16 protein-coding genes are annotated in these 21065 nt (G+C 73.5%); 3 read left to right on the top strand and 13 right to left on the bottom strand.

Annotated features, from left to right (window positions below):
• Window positions 1-838: 838 nt before the first annotated feature.
• From cobM to IEJ02_RS23335, 13 genes are all read right to left on the bottom strand, one after another.
• Window positions 839-1609: a precorrin-4 C(11)-methyltransferase gene (gene cobM, locus IEJ02_RS23275; RefSeq protein WP_191066630.1), complete on the bottom strand. Its 771-nt coding sequence runs from the start codon at window positions 1607-1609 to the stop codon at window positions 839-841.
• Entirely contained in the window at window positions 1606-2901 is a 1296-nt protein-coding gene (gene cbiE / locus IEJ02_RS23280) for a precorrin-6y C5,15-methyltransferase (decarboxylating) subunit CbiE (protein ID WP_317985885.1), read from the bottom strand. Before cbiE ends, cobM begins: the two co-directional genes overlap by 4 nt.
• 50 nt (window positions 2902-2951) lie before the next feature.
• Window positions 2952-3776 carry an acyltransferase gene (locus IEJ02_RS23285; protein WP_191066632.1) on the bottom strand — a complete coding sequence of 275 codons (825 nt, stop codon included), beginning with the start codon at window positions 3774-3776 and terminating at the stop codon, window positions 2952-2954.
• Between the two features lie 122 nt (window positions 3777-3898).
• Window positions 3899-4657, bottom strand: a complete 759-nt coding sequence (locus IEJ02_RS23290) for a (2Fe-2S)-binding protein (protein ID WP_191066633.1) — start codon at window positions 4655-4657, stop codon at window positions 3899-3901.
• The gene (gene meaB, locus IEJ02_RS23295; RefSeq protein WP_191066634.1) at window positions 4650-5702 is read right to left on the bottom strand and encodes a methylmalonyl Co-A mutase-associated GTPase MeaB; all 1053 of its coding nucleotides are present in this window, start codon (window positions 5700-5702) and stop codon (window positions 4650-4652) included. Before meaB ends, IEJ02_RS23290 begins: the two co-directional genes overlap by 8 nt.
• On the bottom strand, window positions 5702-7930 hold the full coding sequence (scpA, locus tag IEJ02_RS23300) for a methylmalonyl-CoA mutase (protein WP_191066635.1): 2229 nt from the start codon (window positions 7928-7930) through the stop codon (window positions 5702-5704). The genes meaB and scpA overlap by 1 nt, the downstream gene beginning before the upstream one ends.
• A complete protein-coding gene (gene mutA, locus IEJ02_RS23305; protein ID WP_191066636.1) occupies window positions 7930-9813 on the bottom strand; it encodes a methylmalonyl-CoA mutase small subunit in 1884 nt (627 codons plus the stop codon). The genes scpA and mutA overlap by 1 nt, the downstream gene beginning before the upstream one ends.
• Before the next feature lie 334 nt (window positions 9814-10147).
• On the bottom strand, window positions 10148-11383 hold the full coding sequence (locus IEJ02_RS23310) for a cytochrome P450 family protein (protein WP_191066637.1): 1236 nt from the start codon (window positions 11381-11383) through the stop codon (window positions 10148-10150).
• Window positions 11384-11577: 194 nt separating this feature from the next.
• Window positions 11578-12762, bottom strand: coding sequence for an MAB_1171c family putative transporter (locus IEJ02_RS23315; RefSeq protein WP_191066675.1), 1185 nt, complete (start codon window positions 12760-12762; stop codon window positions 11578-11580).
• Entirely contained in the window at window positions 12755-13417 is a 663-nt protein-coding gene (locus IEJ02_RS23320) for an ImmA/IrrE family metallo-endopeptidase (protein ID WP_191066638.1), read from the bottom strand. Before IEJ02_RS23320 ends, IEJ02_RS23315 begins: the two co-directional genes overlap by 8 nt.
• Window positions 13404-13931 carry a helix-turn-helix domain-containing protein gene (locus IEJ02_RS23325; RefSeq protein WP_191066639.1) on the bottom strand — a complete coding sequence of 176 codons (528 nt, stop codon included), beginning with the start codon at window positions 13929-13931 and terminating at the stop codon, window positions 13404-13406. Before IEJ02_RS23325 ends, IEJ02_RS23320 begins: the two co-directional genes overlap by 14 nt.
• A gap of 280 nt (window positions 13932-14211) precedes the next feature.
• Window positions 14212-14382, bottom strand: a complete 171-nt coding sequence (locus tag IEJ02_RS23330; RefSeq protein WP_191066641.1) for a hypothetical protein — start codon at window positions 14380-14382, stop codon at window positions 14212-14214.
• 181 nt (window positions 14383-14563) lie between these two features.
• Window positions 14564-16054 (bottom strand): FAD-dependent monooxygenase, encoded by a 1491-nt coding sequence (locus tag IEJ02_RS23335; RefSeq protein ID WP_191066642.1) that lies wholly within the window; start codon window positions 16052-16054, stop codon window positions 14564-14566.
• Between the two features lie 111 nt (window positions 16055-16165).
• Between IEJ02_RS23335 and IEJ02_RS23340 the strand changes: the two genes are divergently transcribed.
• The 3 genes from IEJ02_RS23340 to IEJ02_RS23350 all read left to right on the top strand — a co-directional run bounded on the left by IEJ02_RS23340 (window position 16166) and on the right by IEJ02_RS23350 (window position 21016).
• Window positions 16166-16762 carry a TetR/AcrR family transcriptional regulator C-terminal domain-containing protein gene (locus tag IEJ02_RS23340; RefSeq protein ID WP_191066643.1) on the top strand — a complete coding sequence of 199 codons (597 nt, stop codon included), beginning with the start codon at window positions 16166-16168 and terminating at the stop codon, window positions 16760-16762.
• A gap of 248 nt (window positions 16763-17010) precedes the next feature.
• A complete protein-coding gene (locus IEJ02_RS23345) occupies window positions 17011-19332 on the top strand; it encodes a glycosyl hydrolase family 95 catalytic domain-containing protein (protein ID WP_191066644.1) in 2322 nt (773 codons plus the stop codon).
• 124 nt (window positions 19333-19456) lie between these two features.
• Window positions 19457-21016 (top strand): bifunctional phosphatase PAP2/diacylglycerol kinase family protein, encoded by a 1560-nt coding sequence (locus IEJ02_RS23350; RefSeq protein WP_191066645.1) that lies wholly within the window; start codon window positions 19457-19459, stop codon window positions 21014-21016.
• Window positions 21017-21065: the final 49 nt, after the last annotated feature.

Below are 21065 nucleotides of genomic sequence, written 5' to 3' on the forward strand. Positions count from 1 at the left end.
CCCGTCGTCGCGCGTGGCGCGCCACGCCATGTGCGGCGGTGTACCGCCCCCCTTCGGCCCGACACACTTCGGCCCGACACACCCCAACGCGACGTCACACGGCACCGCACGGTACCGCCGCCGGTCACCCGAGGCGCGACACGACCCGCCCGCCGGTGCCGACGGCCCCGCCCGCCGGTGCCGACGGCTCCGGCCGTCGGCACGACACGCCGGAGAAGCGTACCGGCCACCGCGCCCACCACACTGGCGCCCCGGGCGGGCAGCCGCACACGAGGCCGCCCTCGTCACCACGGACTCAGCGCCACGCACAACACGCCCGAGCAATGCCGTGCACGGGGCACCGCACCGGCGCCCGCCGCGCGCCACCGCGGGCGGGTACCCTCCTCGCCCCGTCCCCCAGGCCGGGCGTGCGGATCGCAGCAGCCACCACTCGTCCCACGGCACACGGCGCCGCCACCTTCGCCCCGGACGCGACGCGCCATGCGCCACCCCGCCCATGTGAGGCCGCACACGGCCCGCCGCGCGCGTCATGGCGCGGCCCGACACGCCGAGGGGTGTGGTCACCGAGCTCACGCCGCGGGCCGTCGCGCATGACGTCGCCGCCATCGCCACCGCGGCCATAGCGTGCCAACGGCAGCATGGCCCGCACGAGCCCGCCGCACGCCACCGGGGCGGGCGCCTGTCGCACCCGGTCCCATGGGCCGCAGGGGCGCGGAACGCGCCCACTCCGCGGTCCGCCACGCGCGGCGCCGATGCCCTCACCGTCGCGGACACGGCGCGCCACGCGCGGCGCGGCACACCCGAAACCGCGCACGGGCGCCTGCCGGGAGCGAAAGGCTCAGCTGGTGGGCCGGGAGCCGGGGGCGCAGGGGCGGGCCCTGGTGGGGGAGTAGAGGTGGCTGTCGGGGAACTGGGCGGCGGCCAGGGTTCGGCCGACGATGATGACCGCGGTGCGGACCACGCCTGCCGCCTTCACCTGGGCCGCGATGTCGTCCAGGGTGCCGCGCAGGACCAGTTCGTCGGGGCGGCTGGCCATGGCGACCACGGCGGCCGGGCAGTCGGCGCCGTAGTGCGGGAGGAGTTCGGCGACGACGCGGTCCACATAGCGGGCGGCGAGGTGCAGGACGAGCAGGGCGCCGCCGCGGCCCAGGGTGGCCAGGTCCTCGCCGTCCGGCATGGGGGTGGCCTGCTGGGCGATGCGGGTGAGGATGACGGTCTGGCCGACGGTCGGGATCGTCAGCTCGCGCTTCAGCGCGGCGGCCGCGGCGGCGAAGGCGGGGACGCCCGGGACCACGTCGTACGGCACGCCGACCGCGTCGAGGCGGCGCATCTGCTCGGCGACGGCGCTGAAGACCGACGGATCGCCGGAGTGGAGGCGGGCCACGTCGTGGCCCGCCTCATGGGCGGCGACCAGCTCGGCGGTGATCTGGTCCAGGTCGAGCTGGGCGGTGTCGACGAGGCGTGCGTCCGGCGGGCATTCGGCGAGGAGTTCACGGGGCACCAGACTGCCCGCGTACAGACACACCCTGCAGCGGGCCAGGGTCCGGGCGCCGCGCACCGTGATCAGATCGGCGGCGCCGGGGCCCGCGCCGATGAAGTACACCGTCATCGTGTTTCTCCTTGAGCGGCTTCGACGGATCCCTCGGGATCGGCGGCGTCCCCGCCAGGGCCCCGGGAAGCGAGCGGTTTGGCGGCGGCCCACTGGGTGACCGGCATCGCCTGCCGCCAGCCGGTGAACCCCCCGACCGGGGTGGCATGGGAGACGGCGAGGCGGACGAGGTCGCCGCCGTGGCGGCGGTACCAGTCGGCGAGCAGCGCCTCGGACTCCAGGGTCACGGTGTTGGCCACGATCCTGCCGCCCGGCGGCAGGGCCGCCCAGCACGCCGCCAGCACTCCGGGGGCGGTCAGGCCGCCGCCGATGAACACCGCGTCGGGTGCGGGCAGTCCGGCCAGCGCGTCCGGGGCGGCGCCGGTGACGACGGTCAGCCCGGGCACACCGAGCGCGGCGGCGTTGCGGCCGATGCGCTCGGCGCGCACCGGGTCGCGTTCGACCGAGACCGCCCGGCAGGTGCGGTGGGCGCGCATCCACTCCACGGCGATGGAGCCCGAGCCGCCGCCGACGTCCCACAGCAGCTCCCCGGGGGCGGGAGCGAGCGCGGCGAGGGTGGCGGCCCGCACATGGCGCTTGGTCAGCTGGCCATCGTGGTCGTACGCCGCGTCGGGCAGCCCCGGCGTGAGCGCCGACGGCCGGGTGCCGTCCGCCGGGGCGCAGTCGACGGCGATGACGTTGAGGGGGTCGCCGGGCGGATGGGGCCACTCCTCGGCCGTGCCCTCCACCCAGCGCTCCCCCGCGCTCCCCAGCCGCTCCAGCACCCGCATCCGGCTCGGGCCGAAGCCGCGTTCCCCCAGCAACCCGGCGACTTCGGCGGGCGTGTCGGCGCCCGCGCTGAGCACGAGCAGCCGCCGTCCGGCGTAGAGCTCACGGTTCAGCGTGGCCAGGGGGCGGCCGACGAGGCTGACCACCTCGGTCTCCTCCAGTGCCCAGCCGAGCCGCGCACAGGCCAGGGAGACGGACGACGGATGGGGCAGCACCCGCAGCCGCTCGGCGCCCAGCAGCTCGGCCAGGGTGCGGCCGATGCCGAAGAACATGGGGTCGCCGCTGGCCAGCACGGAGATCCGCCGCCCGGTGTGCGCGGCGAACAGCCCGGGGACGGCGGGGCGCAGCGGGGACGGCCAGGCCACCCGTTCACCGGGGCACTCCGGCGGCAGCAGGCCCAGATGGCGCCGTCCGCCGATGACCACCTCGGCCGTGCGCAGCGCCTCGCGGGCGGCGGGGCCGAGCCCCTCCCAGCCGTCGGCGCCGATGCCGATCACGGTCACGGGGGGAGGCGGCGGGCTCACGGTGGTCACCTTCGCGGATCGGGGACGGTCCATGAAACTCTACTGACCTGCTACGACGCCCCCGCCCCCGGCTCCCGCTCCTGCTCGCGCCCCTCCAGCTCCCGGTCCTGCTCGCGGGCCCGCTCCCGGTCCTGCTCGCGGGCCCGCTCCAGCTCCGCCAGCGCGAGCAGTTGCTCCACGGTCATGTCCTCGGGGATCGGCACCGGCGCCGGGGTGCGCAGCGGCGGCTGCCAGCCCTCGTCCGGGGCCCAGCGCCGTATGACCCGGGCCGGCGCACCGGCCACCACGGCGTGGTCGGGCACCTCGCCCCGTACGACCGCGCCCGCCGCGACCACCACATTGCGGCCCAGCCGCGCCCCCGGCAGGATCACCGCGCCCGCGCCCAGCCAGCTGCCGGGGCCTATGTGGACGGGCGCGGAGCGTGGCCACTGGCGGCCGATGGGCTGGTCCGGATCGTCGTAGGAGTGGTTGTCGCTGGTCACATAGACGTACGGGCCGCAGAAGACATCGTCGCCGAACTCCACGCGTACGGAGGCGATCACATGGCTGCCCCGGCCCAGCACCACGCCGTTGCCGATGCGCAGCACCGGTTCGGGGCCGAGGTCCACACCGGGCATCATGCCGGCGGTGAGGGTCACCTGCTCGCCGATGACGCAGTGCTCGCCGAGTTCGATCCACGGTTCGCCGAAGACGGTGCCCTGGGGGAACGCCAGCCGGGTGCCGACGCCGATGCGGCCGAAGCGGTACGGGCCGGGGCGCTCGGCGGTCACCGCGCCGGCCCGCTGTACGGCGCGCCATCCACGGTGGACCAGACGGGAAGTGACGCGCCCGCACCAGCCCCGCCAGGATGAGAACACGTTCTCGTTCTTCGGCATTCGCTCACCGTATCGGCCCATCGGGAGGCCGTCTCCACCGGGAGACCGTGCCCCTTGGGAGACCGTCCGCCTCGGGAGACCGGGCCTCTTGGGAGACCGTCCGCCTCGGGAGGCCGTCCGCCTCACCCCCGTGTCCCGCGCCCGCTCCCCCGCCCCGGCGCCTCGCGCAGGACGCAGTCGCCGCACAACCCGCCGCCCGGCACCCGGTAGTAGAGACAGCAGGTGCGGCGCCGGTAGCCGAGGGGCGCGGTGCTGAGGGCGCCGACGTCGCGCAGCGGCGGGTAGTCGAGCTGGGCGCTCGCCAGCTCGACGGCCCGGTCCGCCGCCTCGGGGAGGCCGTGCGCCCGGCACCAGTCGTGCAGCACCCGCAGCGAACCGGCCAGCGCCGAGGCCGCGTTGCCCCACAGCAGCCGCTCCGAGACCCGGTACGCCCGCTCGACGGCACGGTGCAGCGGCATCAGATGGGCGAACGCCGCGGTGCCCACGTGACCGGCGAGTCCTCCTGGTTCGCCCATCACCGACGGCGCGCCGGGCCACCACAGGTCGTCGGGGGCGACACGCCCGGGGTTCCACCACAGCCGGTCGGGCCGGAGAAGGGACACCTCGCCGGAGAGGGCCGCCGGGCCGAGCGCGAGCGACCACACCCGGGCGGCGATCCCCTGGAAGACCAGCGAGGCCGCGACCCTCGGTTCATCGGTGCGCAGGCTCGCGGCGACCGCCTCGACCCGGGCACGCAACACCGGCCCGGCGGCGCCCGCACCGGTCAGCCGGTACGCCTCGCCGATCCGCGCGTACCCCTCCGCGCCCGGATCGCCGCTGCCGGTGCGCAGCGCGAAGAACGGCCCGACCCGCGCGGCGTCCGGCAGCGGCGCCTCAGCCACCGTCCGCCGGGGCCCGGAACGCTCCACCGTCGGCCGGGATCTGGGTCACTCCACCGTCGGCCGGGCCCTGGAACGCCTCCAGCAGCCGGTCCGCCGCCAGCGTGGCCGTCAGCGCGCCCTCGCGGACCCGCTGCTCCAGCTCGGGCCCGAGCCGCCGCACCTCGGGGTGGGCGTGCAGCCGCGCGAGCAGCTGGTCGCGCACCATCGACCAGGTCCAGTCCACCTGCTGGTCGCGCCGCTTGGCGCGCAGCGCGCCCGTGGCCTCCAGCACCCGGCGGTGCTGCTCCAACCGCTCCCACACCACGTCGAGCCCGGTGGACTCGCGGGCGCTGCAGGTGAGCACCGGCGGGTTCCAGGGCGCGTCCGGCGGCTGCAACAGCCGTAGCGCGCCCGCCAGTTCACGGGCCGCCGACTTCGCGTCCCGCGCGTGCGGTCCGTCGGCCTTGTTGATGGTGACCACGTCGGCCAGCTCCAGGACGCCCTTCTTGATGCCCTGGAGCTGGTCGCCGGTGCGGGCCAGGGAGAGCAGCAGGAAGGAGTCGACCATGTTGGCCACCGCGGTCTCGGACTGGCCCACGCCCACGGTCTCCACCAGCACCACGTCATAGCCCGCGGCCTCCATGACGACCATGGACTCCCGGGTGGCGCGGGCGACCCCGCCCAGCGTCCCGGCGCTGGGCGAGGGCCGCACGAAGGCGCCCGGGTCCACCGCCAGCCGCTCCATCCGGGTCTTGTCGCCCAGGATGGAGCCGCCGGTGCGGGTCGACGAGGGGTCGACGGCCAGGACCGCGACCTTGTGGCCGACCCCGGTGAGCATGGTGCCCAGGGCGTCGATGAAGGTGGACTTGCCGACGCCGGGCACCCCGCTGATGCCGATCCGCCGGGCCCCGCCGGTGTGCGGGAGCAGCTCGACCAGCAGCCGCTGGGCGAGGTCGTGATGGTCGGGGCGGGTGGACTCGACGAGCGTGATCGCACGCGCGATGTACGCGCGCTTGCCGTCGAGCACGCCCTTGGCATACTCCTCGATGTCGATCGTCCGTGGCATTACAGCTCGTGGCCGAGGTCGGCTGCCAGCTTCCGCACCAGGTCGTGAGCGGCGTCGGGGATGACCGTGCCCGGCAGGAAGACGGCGGCGGCGCCCGCCTCGTGCAGGGTCTGGACGTCCTGCGGCGGGATGACCCCGCCGACCACGATGGTGATGTCCTCGCGCCCCGCCTCGGCCAGCTGCTCACGCAGCGCGGGCACCAGCGTGAGGTGGCCGGCCGCGAGCGACGACACGCCGACGATGTGCACATCGGCCTCCACCGCCTGCCGCGCGACCTCCTCGGGGGTCTGGAACAGCGGGCCGACGTCGACGTCGAAACCCAGGTCGGCGAAGGCGGTGGCGATCACCTTCTGGCCGCGGTCATGCCCGTCCTGGCCCATCTTGGCGACCAGGATCCGGGGGCGGCGGCCCTCCTCCCGCTCGAACGCCTCGACCAGCGCGCGGGTGCGGTCCACGCCGGACGACGGTCCGGCCTCGTCTCGGTACACACCGGAGATCGTACGGATCTGGCCGGAGTGTCGGCCATAGACCTTCTCCAGCGCGTCGGAGATCTCGCCGACGGTGGCCTTGGCGCGGGCGGCGTCCACGGCCAGCGCCAGCAGATTGCCCTCCAGGCCCGCGCCAGGACCGGACTCGGCGGCCGCGGTCAGGGCGCGCAGCGCGTCCTGGCAGGCGGTCTCGTCGCGCTCGGCGCGCAGCCGCCGCAGCTTCTCGATCTGCTGGGCGCGCACCACGGAGTTGTCGACCGCACGGACCTCGATCGCCTCATCGCTGTCGACCCGGTACTTGTTGACGCCGATCACCGGCTGGCGCCCGGAGTCGATGCGCGCCTGGGTGCGGGCCGCGGCCTCCTCGACGCGCAGCTTGGGGATGCCCGCGTCGATGGCCTTGGCCATGCCGCCGGCCGCCTCGACCTCCTCGATGTGCTGCCAGGCCCGCCGCGCCAGGTCGTACGTCAGCTTCTCGACGTACGCGCTGCCGCCCCACGGGTCGATGACCCGGGTGGTGCCCGACTCCTGCTGGAGCAGGATCTGGGTGTTGCGGGCGATCCGCGCGGAGAAGTCGGTGGGCAGCGCGAGCGCCTCGTCCAGGGCGTTGGTGTGCAGCGACTGGGTGTGGCCCTGGGTGGCGGCCATGGCCTCCACGCAGGTGCGCGCCACGTTGTTGTAGACGTCCTGGGCGGTCAGCGACCAGCCGGAGGTCTGCGAATGGGTGCGCAGGCTGAGCGACTTGGGGTTCTTCGGGTCGAACTGCTTGACCAGCTTGGCCCACAGCAGCCGCGCCGCCCGCAGCTTGGCGATCTCCATGAAGAAGTTCATGCCGATGGCCCAGAAGAACGACAGCCGGGGCGCGAAGGCGTCCACGTCCATCCCGGCGTCCTGACCGGCCCGCAGGTACTCCACACCGTCCGCGAGGGTGTAGGCCAGCTCCAGATCGGCCGTGGCCCCGGCCTCCTGGATGTGGTAGCCGGAGATGGAGATGGAGTTGTAGCGCGGCATCCGCTGCGAGGTGAAGGCGAAGATGTCGGAGATGATCCGCATCGACGGCTGCGGCGGATAGATGTAGGTGTTGCGGACCATGAACTCCTTGAGGATGTCGTTCTGAATGGTCCCGGCCAGCTTCTCGGGCGGTACGCCCTGTTCCTCGGCGGCCACGATGTAGAGCGCGAGCACGGGCAGCACCGCGCCGTTCATCGTCATCGACACGCTCATCCGGTCCAGCGGGATGCCGTCGAAGAGCTGCCGCATGTCGTAGATGGAGTCGATGGCCACGCCCGCCATGCCGACGTCACCGGTGACCCGGGGGTGGTCGCTGTCGTAGCCCCGGTGGGTGGGCAGGTCGAAGGCGACCGACAGGCCCTTCTGGCCGGCCGCGAGATTGCGGCGGTAGAAGGCGTTGGACTCCTCGGCGGTGGAGAAGCCCGCGTACTGCCGGATGGTCCAGGGCTGGTTGACGTACATCGTCGGGTACGGGCCGCGCAGATAGGGCGCGGCACCGGGGTAGGTGCCCAGGAAGTCGACGCCCTCGAGGTCCTCGGCGGTGTAGAGCGGTTTGACCCCGATGCCCTCGGGGGTGTCCCACACCAGGTCCTCCACGCCCTTGCCCACGCCGTTCTGGAACGCGGCGGCCCAGTCACCGGAGCTGGGCACCGGGCCTTCGGCCGGTCCGTCCAGATCGACCGCCGAGAAGTCCGGGATCTTCCCGGGCTCGACCGGAGAGCCCGTCATCACGCCACCCCCATGGTGTCCAGAGCCGAGGAGAGCACCTCGACCGCGTCGCAGCCCGCGAAGACGTATCCGTCCACTCCGGCCCGCTCGTACTCTTCCTGTTGTGTCCCCGGCTGTCCGGCCAGGTAGACCCGGGCCGCCCCGGCCGCCTTCAGCCGCTCGGCCACGGCGGCCGCCTCCTCCGCGTACAGCTTGTCGCTGGAGCACAGGCAGGCCACGCGGGCGCCGCTGGCGGTGAACGCCTCGGCGGCCGTCTCCGCGGTCACCGTGACCGGCTCGTGGACCGCCTCGATCCCGCCCGCCTGGAAGAGGTTGGAGGCGAAGGAGGCGCGGGCGGTGTGCGCGGCGGCGGGGCCCAGCGCGGCCAGGAAGATCCTGGGCCGGCCGCCCTCGGCCGCCAGATGGGCGTCGGACCGGGCGCGCAGCGCCTCGTACGCCTCGTCGCGGCGCACCCTCGGCAGTCCGCCGCCGGGCTGCTCGGGCGCGGACTCGCGCTCGAGGGGCCGCTCGGCGAGGTTGGGGAACTCGCTGACGCCGGTGATCGGCTCCTTGCGGCGGGCGAGGGCGCGGCCGCGGCGGGCCCAGGTCTCGGCGAGCCGGTCGCGCACCAGCCCGGAGGCGAGGGCGGCGGCCATGCCCCCGGCGCGCTCGATCTCCTGGAACCAGGCCCAGGCGGCGCGGGCGACGTCGTCGGTGAGCTTCTCGACGTACCAGGAGCCGCCGGCCGGGTCGATCACCCGGGCCAGATGCGACTCCTCCAGCAGGATCGTGGAGGTGTTGCGGGCGATGCGGCGGGCGAAGTCGTCGGGGAGGCCGATGGCGCTGTCGAAGGGCAGCACGGTGACCGCGTCCGCGCCGCCGACGCCCGCGGCGAGGGTGGCCACGGTGGTGCGCAGCATGTTCACCCAGGGGTCGCGCCGGGTCATCATCACCGGCGAGGTGACCGCGTGCTGGCGCTGGGCGCGCGCCGGGGAGGGCGCGCCGCACGCCTGCGCCACGCGCGCCCACAGGCGCCGGGCGGCCCGGAGCTTGGCGATGGTGAGGAACTGGTCGGCGGTGGCCGCGTAGCGGAACTCCAACTGCGCGCAGGCGGCTTCGACGCTCAGCCCCTCCCCGGTGAGGGCGCGCAGATACGCCACGGCGGCGGCGAGGGAGCAGCCGAGCTCCTGGGCGGCCCCTGCGCCCGCCTCGTGGTACGGCAGCGCGTCCACGGCGAAGACCCGCACCCCCGGGTGGTCGCGGTCACAGGTCAGCGCGAGGTCGGCGGCGGCGGCCAGCTGCCCGGCCAGGCCCTCGTCGCGTCCGGTACGGGCCGCGAGGCCCAGCGGGTCCGCGCCGAGGTTGCCGAGCGCGGCGCCGGGCGGCACCTCGCGGCCGGCGTAGAGCCGCAGCAGGGCGCGGGCGGCGTCCTCGAAGTCGGCGCCCGCGTCGAGGGCGACGGTGGCGAGGTCGAGATAGACCCCCTTCAGCGCCTCGGGCAGGGCGTCCACGGGCACCCCGGCCGCGCCGACCGCGAGCCAGACCGAACCGGCGCCGTTCTCCAGGTCGGCGAGGATCGCCTGGTTGGTGCGCGCGGGATCGGGGTGGGCGTGGCGCTGGCGCACGTCCCAGCCGGACACGGCGGAGCCCTCGGCCCGGCCGCCGCGCACGAAGGGCGCGAAGCCGGGGAATCCGGCGTCCTCGGGGGCGTCGTCGGCGGTGTAGAGGGGGCGGACGGTGATTCCGTCCTCGAGTGCGGTCGCGAGTGCCTCTTCGGCCTCGGCGCCCACGGCGTCCGAGGTGCCGGTTTTACGCAGCACGCCTTCGACGAGGTGGCGCCATTGGTCTCGCGTCACTTCCGGGAATTCGTCGGCTAGGGGAAGCCCGTCGGGCAGGACCGTCATAGGAGGAGGCTAATGGGGTCCGCTAAAGCCGGAGCAGTGGTGCGGGCTGTGAGCTTACTCTCTAGTGATCTCAGGGGTGAGCACTAGGGATTTCCGGGGTACCGGCCGCCCACGACCGGGGTGGGTGAGGGTCATGGGCCCGGCGTGGACGCGGAACGTGTGCCGGTCCGTCGCCGACGACCCGGGCATGCCGTCGACGCCCCGGGCATGCCCCGACGACCCGGGCATACAGAGGCCCGCCCGGTGCGACGGGGGATGCACACCGGGCGGGCTCGGAACCTTTTTACCGCATCGGCGGGGGGTTATGCATCAAAAACCTGTTCGCTTCTCCCGTTCACCATGCGACAGGCAGCGAGATCAGGCCACGCGCGCGGATCGTCGGCCGCCACCGGAGCTGGTCCCTCGGTACGTCCAGCCGCAGCCCCGGGAAACGGCGAAGCAGCGCGGCCAGAGCGGTTTCCATCTCCATTCGGGCCAGTGGCGCGCCGAGGCAGTAGTGGATGCCATGGCCGAGCGCAAGGTGACCGGTCCGGCCAAGATGTGGATTGAACTCGTCCGGATTCTTGAAGTGGGCCGGGTCACGGTGGGCCGAGGCCGCCGACAGCAGCACCGTCTCCCCGGCGGGGATGGTCACACCGCCGATCTCGATGTCCTCCAGCGGGAAGCGGCGGATCCCCAGCGACGCCGGGCCCTCGTACCGCGCCAGCTCGTCGAAGGCGGCCGCGAGACCGCTGGGATCCGCGCGCAGCTCCTGGAGCACCGTGGGGTGGTCGAGCAGGGTGAGCACCGCATTGGCGATGAGGTGGACGGTGTTCTCGTAGCCCGCGAGGAGGATGAGGAAGGCGAGCGAGGTCAGTTCGTCCTCGCTGAGCCTGCCGTCGCCGTCGCCGTCCCCGGCCTCGTCGTCACGGACCCGGATCAGATCCGAGAGCAGATCGTCCGCGGGCTCGGCGCGCTTCTTCGCGATCAGCTCGGTGTAGAAGCGCAGCATGCTGCCGACCGCTTCCTTCGCCGCCCGCGGCCGCGCCGGATCGGGGGTGATCAGGGCGTCGCTCCAGGCTCGGAAGTCGCGCCGGTCGCGCTGCGGGACGCCGAGCAGATCGCAGATGACGATGATGGGCAACTGCCCGGCGTAGGCGGCCAGGAGGTCCGCGCGGCCGTCAGGCTCGATGGCGTCGAGCAGTTCCTCGGCGACCCGGCGGACCGGTTCGCGCATCTTCTCCACGCGGCCAGGGGTGAACGCCTTGACCACCAGCCGGCGCACCCGGGTGTGGTCCGGCGGGTCCATGTTGAGCAGATTGGCGTCGAGGGCGGGCGGCAGGGAGAAGCCGCTGTAGTTGCCCGGCGCGGCGTGGCGCTTGTCCAGGGCGAGGCGCGGATCGGCGAACAGCCGTCGCACGTCCTCGTAACGGGTCACCAGCCAGGCGGGGCGTCCGTCGGTGCCGGCGATCCGGTGGACCGGGCCGGCCTCGCGCAGCTCGGCCAGGGCCGGATAGAGGTCCTCGATCAGCGGGGCGGTGTCAACGAGCTCCGGGCCGTCCGTTCCGGCGGCGTTCGCGGTGTTCTGCATGAATCCCGACTCTAGGCCGTGGCGTCCTCGGCTCCTGGACGGGCGGGCCATTCCAGCCCGTCCAGGCGATGTACACGCCGGTGGTGAAGAGTGGTGGCCGGGAGGCGGCGCCGGGGCTGAATCTCCCCGGCGCCGCCTGTGCCACGGGCGGCCCCGACCCCCGTCCAGGGCCACCTCGTCTGTGATCCCCCCGTTCACCGCCGCCGGGCGGCGGTCTCCTCCCTCAGTTCCGCGAGCACCTCGTCCACGAGCGGCAGGTGGTAGACGTCGGCGACGCGGGCCAGGTGCTCGTGCTCCTCCACCAGTTCGGCCCCCGTCGTCACCACCACGCTGTCCGCCGCGGACTCCGGCACATGTCCGTTTGCTTGGTTCAGCAAACCGCGTCTGAGCGCCGCTGCTTCCACTACGGCAGCAAGTTGCCAATCGTCGAGTCGCGCCGCGCCGCCCTTGACATGGGCAATCTCCAGCACGCGGGCCTCCACATGGCGCCGTACGCCGCGCTGGACGTCCCGGATCTCCGCCATCTGGCGGTTGGCCCGCCACTCCAGGTCCGCGAACGGCCACCAGCCGCTCCAGCGGGACTGGCCCATGGACACCTCGGGGGCCTGCGCGGTGACCTCCCGCCACAGCGGCCGCAGCCTCCGGAAGCGGCGCCACGCGGAGGCCCGCGGCCCCACGGCGGGGATGGCGAAACCGGCCAGCACCAGGAGCGCCGCGACCGACGCGGTCAGCGGGGCCACTCCGTTGGAGAGCCAGTACAGCTCATGGCCCGCCCAGGAGAAGACGAAACCGATCAGCTTGCAGGCGCAGTACGCCAGTCCCAGCCAGCATCCGGCGGCCAGCACCCGCAGCCCCCGGGCCAGCCATGAGCCGCGCAGGCTGGCGGCATAGCGCGGGCACAGGATGCCGAGCCCCGCCAGACCGGCTCCGAAAATGGCCAGATACAGCACCAGGAAGAGGACCACTCCGGGGGCGTCGGCGTAGGCGGTGCTGAAGTCGCGGGGGTGCTCCACGGCGTCCGGACGGCCCACCGCGAAGCCGACGATGGCGACCGTCCACGCCACGGCCACGGCGGCGACCACCGCGCGGGGCGGCACCGCGGAGCCCGTCCAGCGCAGCAGCAGCACCAGGGCGCCGGTGGCGAACACCACGACGGAGGAGTAGAGGAGGACCATGGCGAGATTGGCGACGCCCACCAGCCCGTCGAACCAGCGGTAGACGCTGGGCGCGGAGAGCAGGAACACATTCGCCACGGCCGCGGTCATCACGCACGCCAGGCCGAGATCGGCGTTGGCGCGGTCGCGGAACCAGGCCCGGGCCTTGTAACCGGCCATCGCCCAGGCGGCGGCGCCGAAGCACAGATAGACGAGGTCAAACACCGGTGTCACCGCCCGGTTCACCGCGTGCGCCATCGGTACGGTCGGCCCCGTCGGTGCGCACATGGCGCAGCGCCGGGCCGAGTGCCGCCGCGAGTTCGGCGGCCCGGCCCTGGAGCGGCGGCCCGTGGTCCGGCGAGGTCGGCACCACACGCTCCATCAGGAGGGTGCCCAGCACCTCGGTCTCGCGCTCGGTGAGGTTGTCATAAGCGTGGTGGCGGGCGAAGTCCGCGGTCATCCCCAGCCGGCGCATCGCGGTGGTCACATCGACCGACGGCGTCCACATCCGCAGCGCGTCCTCGGTGACCGCCGGGTCCTGCTCGTGTCCGAGCAGCAGATGGCCGATTTCATGCAGCACGATGTGGATCTGGTGCCAGGGGGACGTCCTGAGCTCGTAGAAGATCCAGTAGTCCTCGTCGGTGGAGGCGGTCATGCCCGAGACCACGCCGCCCAGACTCATCGGCACCAGGTGCACCGGGCGTCCCACGCGGCGGGCCACGACCTCGCACAGACCGGGCAGATCGGTCGAGGCGGGCAGCCCGAGCTCCTTGATGAGCTGCTTGCACCGCCGCCGCATCCGGCCCACTCGCATGCCTGTACCACCCTCGTTTCCGGTCCGCCGCCAGGAGGAGAACAGTTCCGGGTCATCGTCGGCCATTCGTCGCCCCGCCGTCCGGACCGCCCGAACCGTCCGGCTCCCCGGCCCCGTTCGTACCGGGCGGCTCGGGCGGAAGGTTCATCTGCTGCCGGAACTGGGAGATGATCGTGGTGAGACTGTCCTGGACCTCTGGCGGGAGGCCCACGGAGCGCAGCGCGATGCTGCGGACCCGCTTGTCGCGCATGGCGACGAGGAACCGTACCTCCTCCTCGACCCGCTCCGCCTGCGAAGGCGACAGATCGCCCAGCAGATAACCGACGGGCACGGCGAAGAACTTGGCGAGCGCCCGCAGCACATCCGGGCTGGGGTTGGTGCGCCTGCCGTTGCGCAGCATCGACAGATACTGCTCGGTCAGGCTCACCCCGCCGTACTCCTCGCCGCCGCTGATCTCCTCGGCGACATGCGCGTTGGTGTACGGCGCGCCCGGCGGGTGCATGGTGGTGAACAGGTAGTTGAGCCGGTCCGCGAGCGGGCTGCCGGTGGCGTCCGGTGACCTGTCTCCACCCACTGCCATCTGCGCCCCCTCACGGCTGCTCCCCGGGCTCGCACACCCTCACGGTTGGTTAAGGCGGACGACGCCGCGCGATGCATCCTGCCATGTGCATCGGTCGCACACCAGCCCGGTCCGGTATCGCGGGGGTGAAGGACTTAACTACCAGTTGGTAGCTGAGCCAGAAGGGTGATCCGTCAGGCGAGGGAGGCGACCGGTCGACGGCCGGGATGTCCGCTTGTTGCCAGCGGTCGCGGCCGGGGGACCGGTGTCCTCCCTCGCTCTCAGCGCATGCGCCGGGCCATCAGTCCACGCTCTGGAGGATGTGCGGCTCGGCGAGGTCGTCCTCGTAACCGGCGAGTCGGATCGGCGCGGACCGCGCCCATACCTCCAGACTGCCCACCTCGGCGGCCTGCACGAACCGCCCGCTGTTATCGGCGCGCGCGTCGTCGCTCTGTGTGTGTTCGGGGGTCACCGCACACTCCCTCGTGTCGGCTGAACCGGATCTGTCGTCAGATTAACCAGCGCCTGAACGCTCCGCGCGTCGATTCTCAGGGAGTGGACAAGGAGCCGCCGCCGGGACCGCGTTCCGCGCCCGGTCGCCACGGGGAGCCATCCGTGGTGAGCTGGTACGTACGAGAGCCGCCGAACGCGTCTCACCTGGTGGACGGCGCGGCGTCCCAGGCGACATGGCCGTCGGGGCGCACCAGGACCGTCCGCCGCCCCGCCCAGCCGTCGTGGGTGGTGGTGGGGCGCGCGGTCACGGCCCGTATCCGGTCCGGGCTCCCGGCGATCGCGTCCGCCGTGGCGCGGGCGTCCGCCGTGGCGCGGGCGTCGGCGGTGACGCGGGCATCGGCGCCATCGGGGCCAACGCTGCCAGAGCCGAGGTGGAGCAGTACGAAGCGCCCGTCGGCCAGGAGCGGATACAGGCTGGGCTCGGGCGCCCCGTCCAGCCCGACGTCGGGGGCGCGGGTGCCGGTGAGCCGGTCGCCCGCCCCGTCCGCCGGGTAGGCCACGTCCAGCGCGGAGAGCTCCCCGGCGAACTGCCGGTTCACCGCCGGATGGGCGGCCAGCAGCCGGCCGAACACCGAGCGCAGGGCCCGTACGTCGGGCGTGTGGGTGGCGCCGAGCACGGTCTGGGCCTGGGTGTTCTCCAGCAGCGCGGCCCCCACGGGGTGACGCTCGGCGTGGTAGGTGTCCAGCAGCCCGTCGGGCGCACGGCCCTGGCACACCGCGGCCAGCTTCCACCCGAGGTTGAAGGCGTCCTGGAGCCCCACGTTCAGGCCCTGGCCGCCCATGGGCATGTGCATATGCGCCGCGTCCCCGGCGAGCAGGACGCGGCCGTCGCGGTAGCGGGCGGCCTGCCGGGCGGCGTTGCCGAACCGGGACAGCCAGCGGGGTGCCCGCATCCCGAAGTCCGTTCCCGCGACCTGGCGCACGGCGCCGCGCAGCTCGTCGAAGGTGAGCGGCCGGTCGGCGGGGATGGTGAGGGACTCCCTGGTGGAGCCCGCGATGCGGTGGTGTCCGTCGGCCAGCGGGACGATCAGGAAGCCCCCGTGCTCGTTGTCGACGGAGGGGACCGACGGCGGCGCGTCGAGCACCACGTCGCCGAGGACGCCGGTGGCGGTGGCCCGGGTGCCGGGGAAGTCGATCCCGGCGGAGGTCCGTACGGCGCTCCCGGCCCCGTCGCAGCCCACCACCCACGCCGCGCGCAGGGTGTACGTCCCGTCGGGGCCCGCCACGTCCACCTCGGCGCCGTCCGCGTCCTGGCGCACCTCCAGCGCCCGGTGCCGCCAGCGGATCTCCCCGCCCAGCGCCCGCAGCCGCTCCTCCAGCAGCTGCTCGGTACGGAGCTGCGGCAGGACCAGCGTGTACGGGAAGCGGGTGTCCAGCACGGAGAAGTCCAGCCGGACCGGCAGCCCGCCGTAGTGCCCGGTGGGCACGGGCACGCCCTCGCGGACGAACGGCTCGGCGAGACCGCGCATCGCCAGCACCTCCAGGCTGCGCGGATGCAGGGTCAGCGCCTTGGAGTGCGGGCTGCGGGCGGCCGCGCGCTCGATCACGGTGACGTCCACGCCCACCAGCCGCAGTTCGGCGGCGAGCAGCAGCCCCACGGGCCCGGCCCCCACCACGACGACGTCGTTCACCACACCAGCTCCTCGCTCGGTTCCCATCCCGGCCTCTTGATCCAGGATCAATGATCTGGCCCCAGTAGACTTGATCCCGGATCAAGACGCAAGCGGAGGGAGAGCGGCGGCATGGGCCTGGACCGCACGGCCGTGGTGACGGCGGCACTGGAACTGCTCGACGAGGCGGGGCTGGACAAGCTCACGATGCGCAAGGTCGCCGAGCGGCTGGGCGTGCAGCTCAACACCGTCTACTGGCACGCCTCCAGCAAGCCCCGGCTGCTGGAGCTGATGGCCGACGCGATGCTCGAGGGATGCGCCGACGCGCCGCTCCCGGAGCCCTGGGACGAACGGGCGCGGACGCTCGCCCGCCGCTACCGCGCCGCGCTGCTCTCCCGCCGCGACGGCGCCCGGGTCGTGGCCGGGACGTATGTCGCCGAGGAGCACACCCTGCGCTTCGCGGACGCCATGACGGGCGCGTTCCTCAGCGGCGGCCACAGCCCCGCGGAAGCGGGCTGGCGGACCTGGTCGCTGGTGTACTTCACGCTCGGCCTGACCCAGGAGGAGCAGGCCGCCCAGGGCATCGGCGGCATGGAGCCGCTGCTGCGGGCGGCCACCGCCGAGCGCTTCCCGTCCCTCGCCGCGGTCACGGAACACTTCGGCGACTTCGAGCACCGCTTCCGGCACGGCGTCGGGCTGATCGTCAGAGGGCGGGAAGCGAGCGCATAACCCGCCCACTTCCGGGCCAGGAGATCCGAGGTCTTGCCGGGCCCGTCCCCGCGCAGACGCCATTTCCGGCTGCCATCCCGGCCGTCCATCCGATGTTTATGGCGCCCGAGGGGTTCCGGTTCCGCGATGGGGGCTGCATCATGCCCGAGGGGTTCAGATCGAGGAACCTCAGGCATGTACGTGACCGCCGCGCCCCGCCCGCCCCCGCCGAAGAACACCCGCACCCCGGTTCACACCCCTGGAGCGTCATGTCATCCGCACCCACCAGAAGGACCGTCGTCGGCACCGCCATGGCCGCGGGCGCCGCCGGACTCGCCGGTCCGGCCGCCGCGTACGCCGCCGAGCCGCCGGCCCCCGCCGCGGCCGCCCGCCCCGCGGGGGACCCCTGGGAAACGGTCCTCGCCGACGCCGACATGGTGTGGCAGAAGATGCCGCAGACCTGGTACGAGGGTCCCTTCCTCGGGAACGCCCTGCTCGGCTCGGGCATCTACGCCGAGCCGGGCGGCGCCAACGCGGTGCGCTTCAACGTGCAGCACAGCGAGGTCCAGGACCACCGGCCGGAGTTCGGCTCCCTCTTCGGGCTCGCGCGGCTGCCCATCGGGTACTTCACCCTGGAGCCGGTCGGTGCCATCACCGCCGTCGACTGGCGGCTGCGGCTGCGCGACGCCGAGCTGACCGGGACCATCACCACGGACAAGGGCACCCTCACCCTCCGCGCCCTGGTGCACAACTCACGCTCCGTCATGGCCATCGAGGTGACCCCGAGCGCCGGTGAGACCGCGTTCCGCTGGGTGTTCCACCCCGCCGAGGCCATCAGCCCGCGGGTCGACTTCAAACCGGTGCCCGACGGCTACACCGGCAACCCCCCGGCCGTCGTCGAGGACCACCACGGCGTCCAGGCCGCCGTGCAGCCGCTGCTCGCCGGCGGAGAGCATGTGACGGCCTGGCGGGAGCGGACCCGCGCCGGGCGGCGGACGCTGTACGTCACCGTGGCCCACTCCCACCCCAAGCGCACCGCGCGCGACCGCGCGCTCAAGGACATCGGATCCGCCTCGGCGCTCTCTTACGACGCCCTCGCGCCCACCCATCGCGCCTGGTGGCACGCCTACTACCGGAAGAGCTTCCTCTCCCTCCCCGACGCCCGGCTCCAGCGCTTCTACTGGATCCAGCTGTACAAGGTGGCCGCGGCCGCGCGCGCCGACGCCCCCGTGATGGCCACCTCGGGGCCCTGGCTGGAGTCCACCCCGTGGCCCGCGACCTGGTGGAACCTCAATGTGCAGCTCGAGTACTGGCTGATCCACGGCTCCAACCACCTCGAACTCGACGCGGTGACACGGGCGCTCGGCGAATTCCGCGACAACCTCTCCAACCAGCTCGACGCCCCGTACCGCAAGGACTCGGCGGGCATTCCCCGCACCACCGACATCCACCTGGTCAACGGCGGCGCGGTGGCGAACGGCGGCTTCGCGGTCGGCATCCCCGGCCAGGACCCGCCCACCCCCGAGGTCGGCAACCTCACCTGGGCGCTGCACAACGTGTGGCTGACGTACCGCCACACCATGGACGAGTCGGTGCTGCGCGATGTGGTCTATCCGCTGCTGCGCAAGGCCATCGCCTACTACCTCCACTTCCTCACCCCCGGCAGCGACGGCAAGCTGCATCTGCCCGCCACCTTCTCGCCCGAGTACGGCGTCAACGCGCCCGACTGCAACTACGACCTGATGCTGCTGCGCTGGGGCTGCGCCACCCTCCTGGACTCGGCCCGGATCCTCGGCGTCAAGGACCCCTCCGCGCCGCGCTGGCGGGAGGTGCTGACCAAGCTCACCCCGTACCCCGTCGACGAGAACGGCTTCATGATCGGCGCGGGGGTGCCCTTCGCCAAGTCCCACCGCCACTACTCCCATATGCTCGCCGTCTATCCGCTGTACGAGGTCACCTGGGAGGACCCCGCCAAACGGGAGCTGATCGAGACCTCCCTCAACCACTGGGTCGGCTTCGAGGGTGCGCTCCAGGGCTACACCTTCACCGGCGCCGCCTCGATGTCCGCGCAGATGGGGCGCGGTGAGGACGCCCTCAAGTACCTGGGCGAGCTGATGCGCCGCTTCATCCAGCCGAACACCATGTACAAGGAGTCCGGCCCGGTCATCGAGACGCCGCTGTCCGCCGCGCAGTCGCTGCACGACATGGTGTGCCAGAGCTGGGGCGGGGTGATCCGGGTCTTCCCCGCGCTGCCCGCCGCCTGGGCCGAGCTGATGGTCCACGACTTCCGCACCCAGGGCGCCTTCCTGCTGAGCGCCGCCCGCGAGGGCGGCCGGACCCGCTGGGTGCGGCTGCGCAGCGAGGCGGGCGCGCCCTGTGTCGTACGGCACTCCCTGGACGGGCCCATCGAGGTGCGGGACGGTCGCGGGCGGCGGCTGCCGTACGAGACCGTGAGCGCGGGCACGATCCGGCTCGCGCTCACCAGGGGCCAGGAGGCGATCATCACCGCCCGCGGCGACCGCCCGGACCTGAGCGTCCGCCCGGTCGAAGCGGCCGAGCCCGCGCCGCGCTGGGGGCTCCCCGCGTCCTGAACCGCGTCTTGAACCGCGTCCCACACCGCGTCCCCGGTCCCCGGCCGGGCCCCGGTCTCCCGGCCGGGCCCCGGCCGGGGGCGAATGACGCGTGCCGACCGCCGTTCCGGGATACCCATCACGCATGAGACGCATCAGTGACTTCGACCGCCGGCTGTTCGCGCGGGTCGCGGACAGCCGGCTCCGCGGCGCCCATCCGCTGCTGCCCCGGCTCAGCCGGGCCGCCGACCACGGCCGGTTGTGGTTCGGCACGGCCGGAGTGCTCGCCACGGTCGGCGGCCGCACCGCGCGGCGGGCCGCGCTGCGCGGGGTGGGCTCGCTCGCCGCCGCCTCGCTCGTGTCGAACGTCGTGGTCAAGTGGACCGTGGAGCGCAAGCGTCCGGTCCTGGACGCGGTGCCCCTGGTGCGCCGGCTGCGCCGGCAGCCGTGGACCAGCTCCTTCCCCTCCGGGCACTCGGCCTCCGCCGCCGCCTTCGCCACCGGGGTGGCCCTGGAGTCCTCGCGGTACGGCCTGCTGGTCGCCCCGCTCGCCGCCGCCGTCGCCGCCTCCCGGGTGTACGTGGGCGTCCACTACCCCAGCGATGTGCTGGCCGGTGTCGCCCTCGGCGCCGGGGCCGCCGCGCTGACCTGCCGCTACTGGCCGCCGCGCCCCGAGGTCCCGGCGCAGGCCCGGCCGCGGATCTCGGCGCCCGCCCTGCCCAAGGGCGACGGTCTGGTCGTCATGGTCAACCAGCGGGCCGGTGCGGGAACCCCCACCGGCGGGTTCACGGTCGCCGAGCGGCTGCGGGTGCTGCTGCCCGCGGCGGACATCGTGGAGTGCGGGCCCGACGACGACTTCATGAGCCTGCTCCGGCAGGCCGCCCAGCGCGCCGCCGAGCGGGCCGGGGCGCTGGGCATCTGCGGCGGGGACGGCAGCGTCAACGCGGCCGCCACGCTCGCGGCCGAACGCGGGCTGCCGCTCGCCGTGTTCCCCGGCGGCACCCTCGACCACTTCGCGCTGGACCTCGGCGTACCGGCCTTCGAGGACACCGCGCACGCCGTGACCGAGGGCGACGCGGTGGCCGTGGACCTCGGCCGCGCCACGCCCCTCACGGGCGGCGGCGGGACCAGCCACTTCGTCAACACCTTCAGCCTCGGCTTCTACCCGGAGCTGGTGCGGATCCGGGAGAGTCTGCAGGGCCGGCTCGGCAAGTGGCCCGCGGCCGCCGTCGCGCTCACCCGGGTGCTGCGCACCGCGCGCCCCATGGAGGTCGAGGTCAACGGGCGGCCGCGGCGGCTGTGGATGCTCTTCGCCGGCAACGGCATCTACTCCCCTGAGGGTTTCGCGCCCGCCTACCGTCAACAGCTCGACGACGGGCTGCTCGATGTGCGGGCGATCGACGGCGAGGAGCGGCTGGCCCGCACCCGGCTGCTGATCGCGGCGCTCACCGGCACGCTCGGGCGGTCACACGTCTATACGACGCGGCGAATGCGCCAACTACGCCTGACGGGCCTCCACGACGTGGACACCCGCGCCTACGATGGAGAGGTGGCCGTCGACCCCGCGGAGAAGCTGCTCATCGACAAGTGGCCGGGGGCGCTCACCGTCTACCGCCCCGCCGAGCCGCAGAACGAACTGCTCCAAAGGGCCCGTACGGCGGCCGCGAAGGCACCCCATCGGTGGAGGGCCCTACTACGCAAGTAGTACTCGTAAGTCTGTGCTCAAGGACGACGACGGGGGCGCACCCCACCGT

It is taken from the genome of Streptomyces sp. 5-10 (assembly GCF_014712245.1).
Lineage (GTDB): Bacteria > Actinomycetota > Actinomycetes > Streptomycetales > Streptomycetaceae > Streptomyces > Streptomyces violaceusniger.

Bases quoted from the DNA above. Each gene is read 5' to 3' on its own strand.
- meaB (WP_191066634.1), bottom strand. From the start codon at position 5,702: ATGCCACGGACGATCGACATCGAGGAGTATGCCAAGGGCGTGCTCGAC.
- IEJ02_RS23345 (WP_191066644.1), top strand. From the start codon at position 17,011: ATGTCATCCGCACCCACCAGAAGGACCGTCGTCGGCACCGCCATGGCC.
- IEJ02_RS23350 (WP_191066645.1), top strand. From the start codon at position 19,457: ATGAGACGCATCAGTGACTTCGACCGCCGGCTGTTCGCGCGGGTCGCG.
- IEJ02_RS23285 (WP_191066632.1), bottom strand. From the start codon at position 3,776: ATGCCGAAGAACGAGAACGTGTTCTCATCCTGGCGGGGCTGGTGCGGG.
- IEJ02_RS23340 (WP_191066643.1), top strand. From the start codon at position 16,166: ATGGGCCTGGACCGCACGGCCGTGGTGACGGCGGCACTGGAACTGCTC.
- IEJ02_RS23310 (WP_191066637.1), bottom strand. From the start codon at position 11,383: ATGCAGAACACCGCGAACGCCGCCGGAACGGACGGCCCGGAGCTCGTT.
- cobM (WP_191066630.1), bottom strand. From the start codon at position 1,609: ATGACGGTGTACTTCATCGGCGCGGGCCCCGGCGCCGCCGATCTGATC.
- IEJ02_RS23320 (WP_191066638.1), bottom strand. From the start codon at position 13,417: ATGGCCGACGATGACCCGGAACTGTTCTCCTCCTGGCGGCGGACCGGA.
- mutA (WP_191066636.1), bottom strand. From the start codon at position 9,813: ATGACGGTCCTGCCCGACGGGCTTCCCCTAGCCGACGAATTCCCGGAA.
- IEJ02_RS23325 (WP_191066639.1), bottom strand. From the start codon at position 13,931: ATGGCAGTGGGTGGAGACAGGTCACCGGACGCCACCGGCAGCCCGCTC.
- scpA (WP_191066635.1), bottom strand. From the start codon at position 7,930: ATGACGGGCTCTCCGGTCGAGCCCGGGAAGATCCCGGACTTCTCGGCG.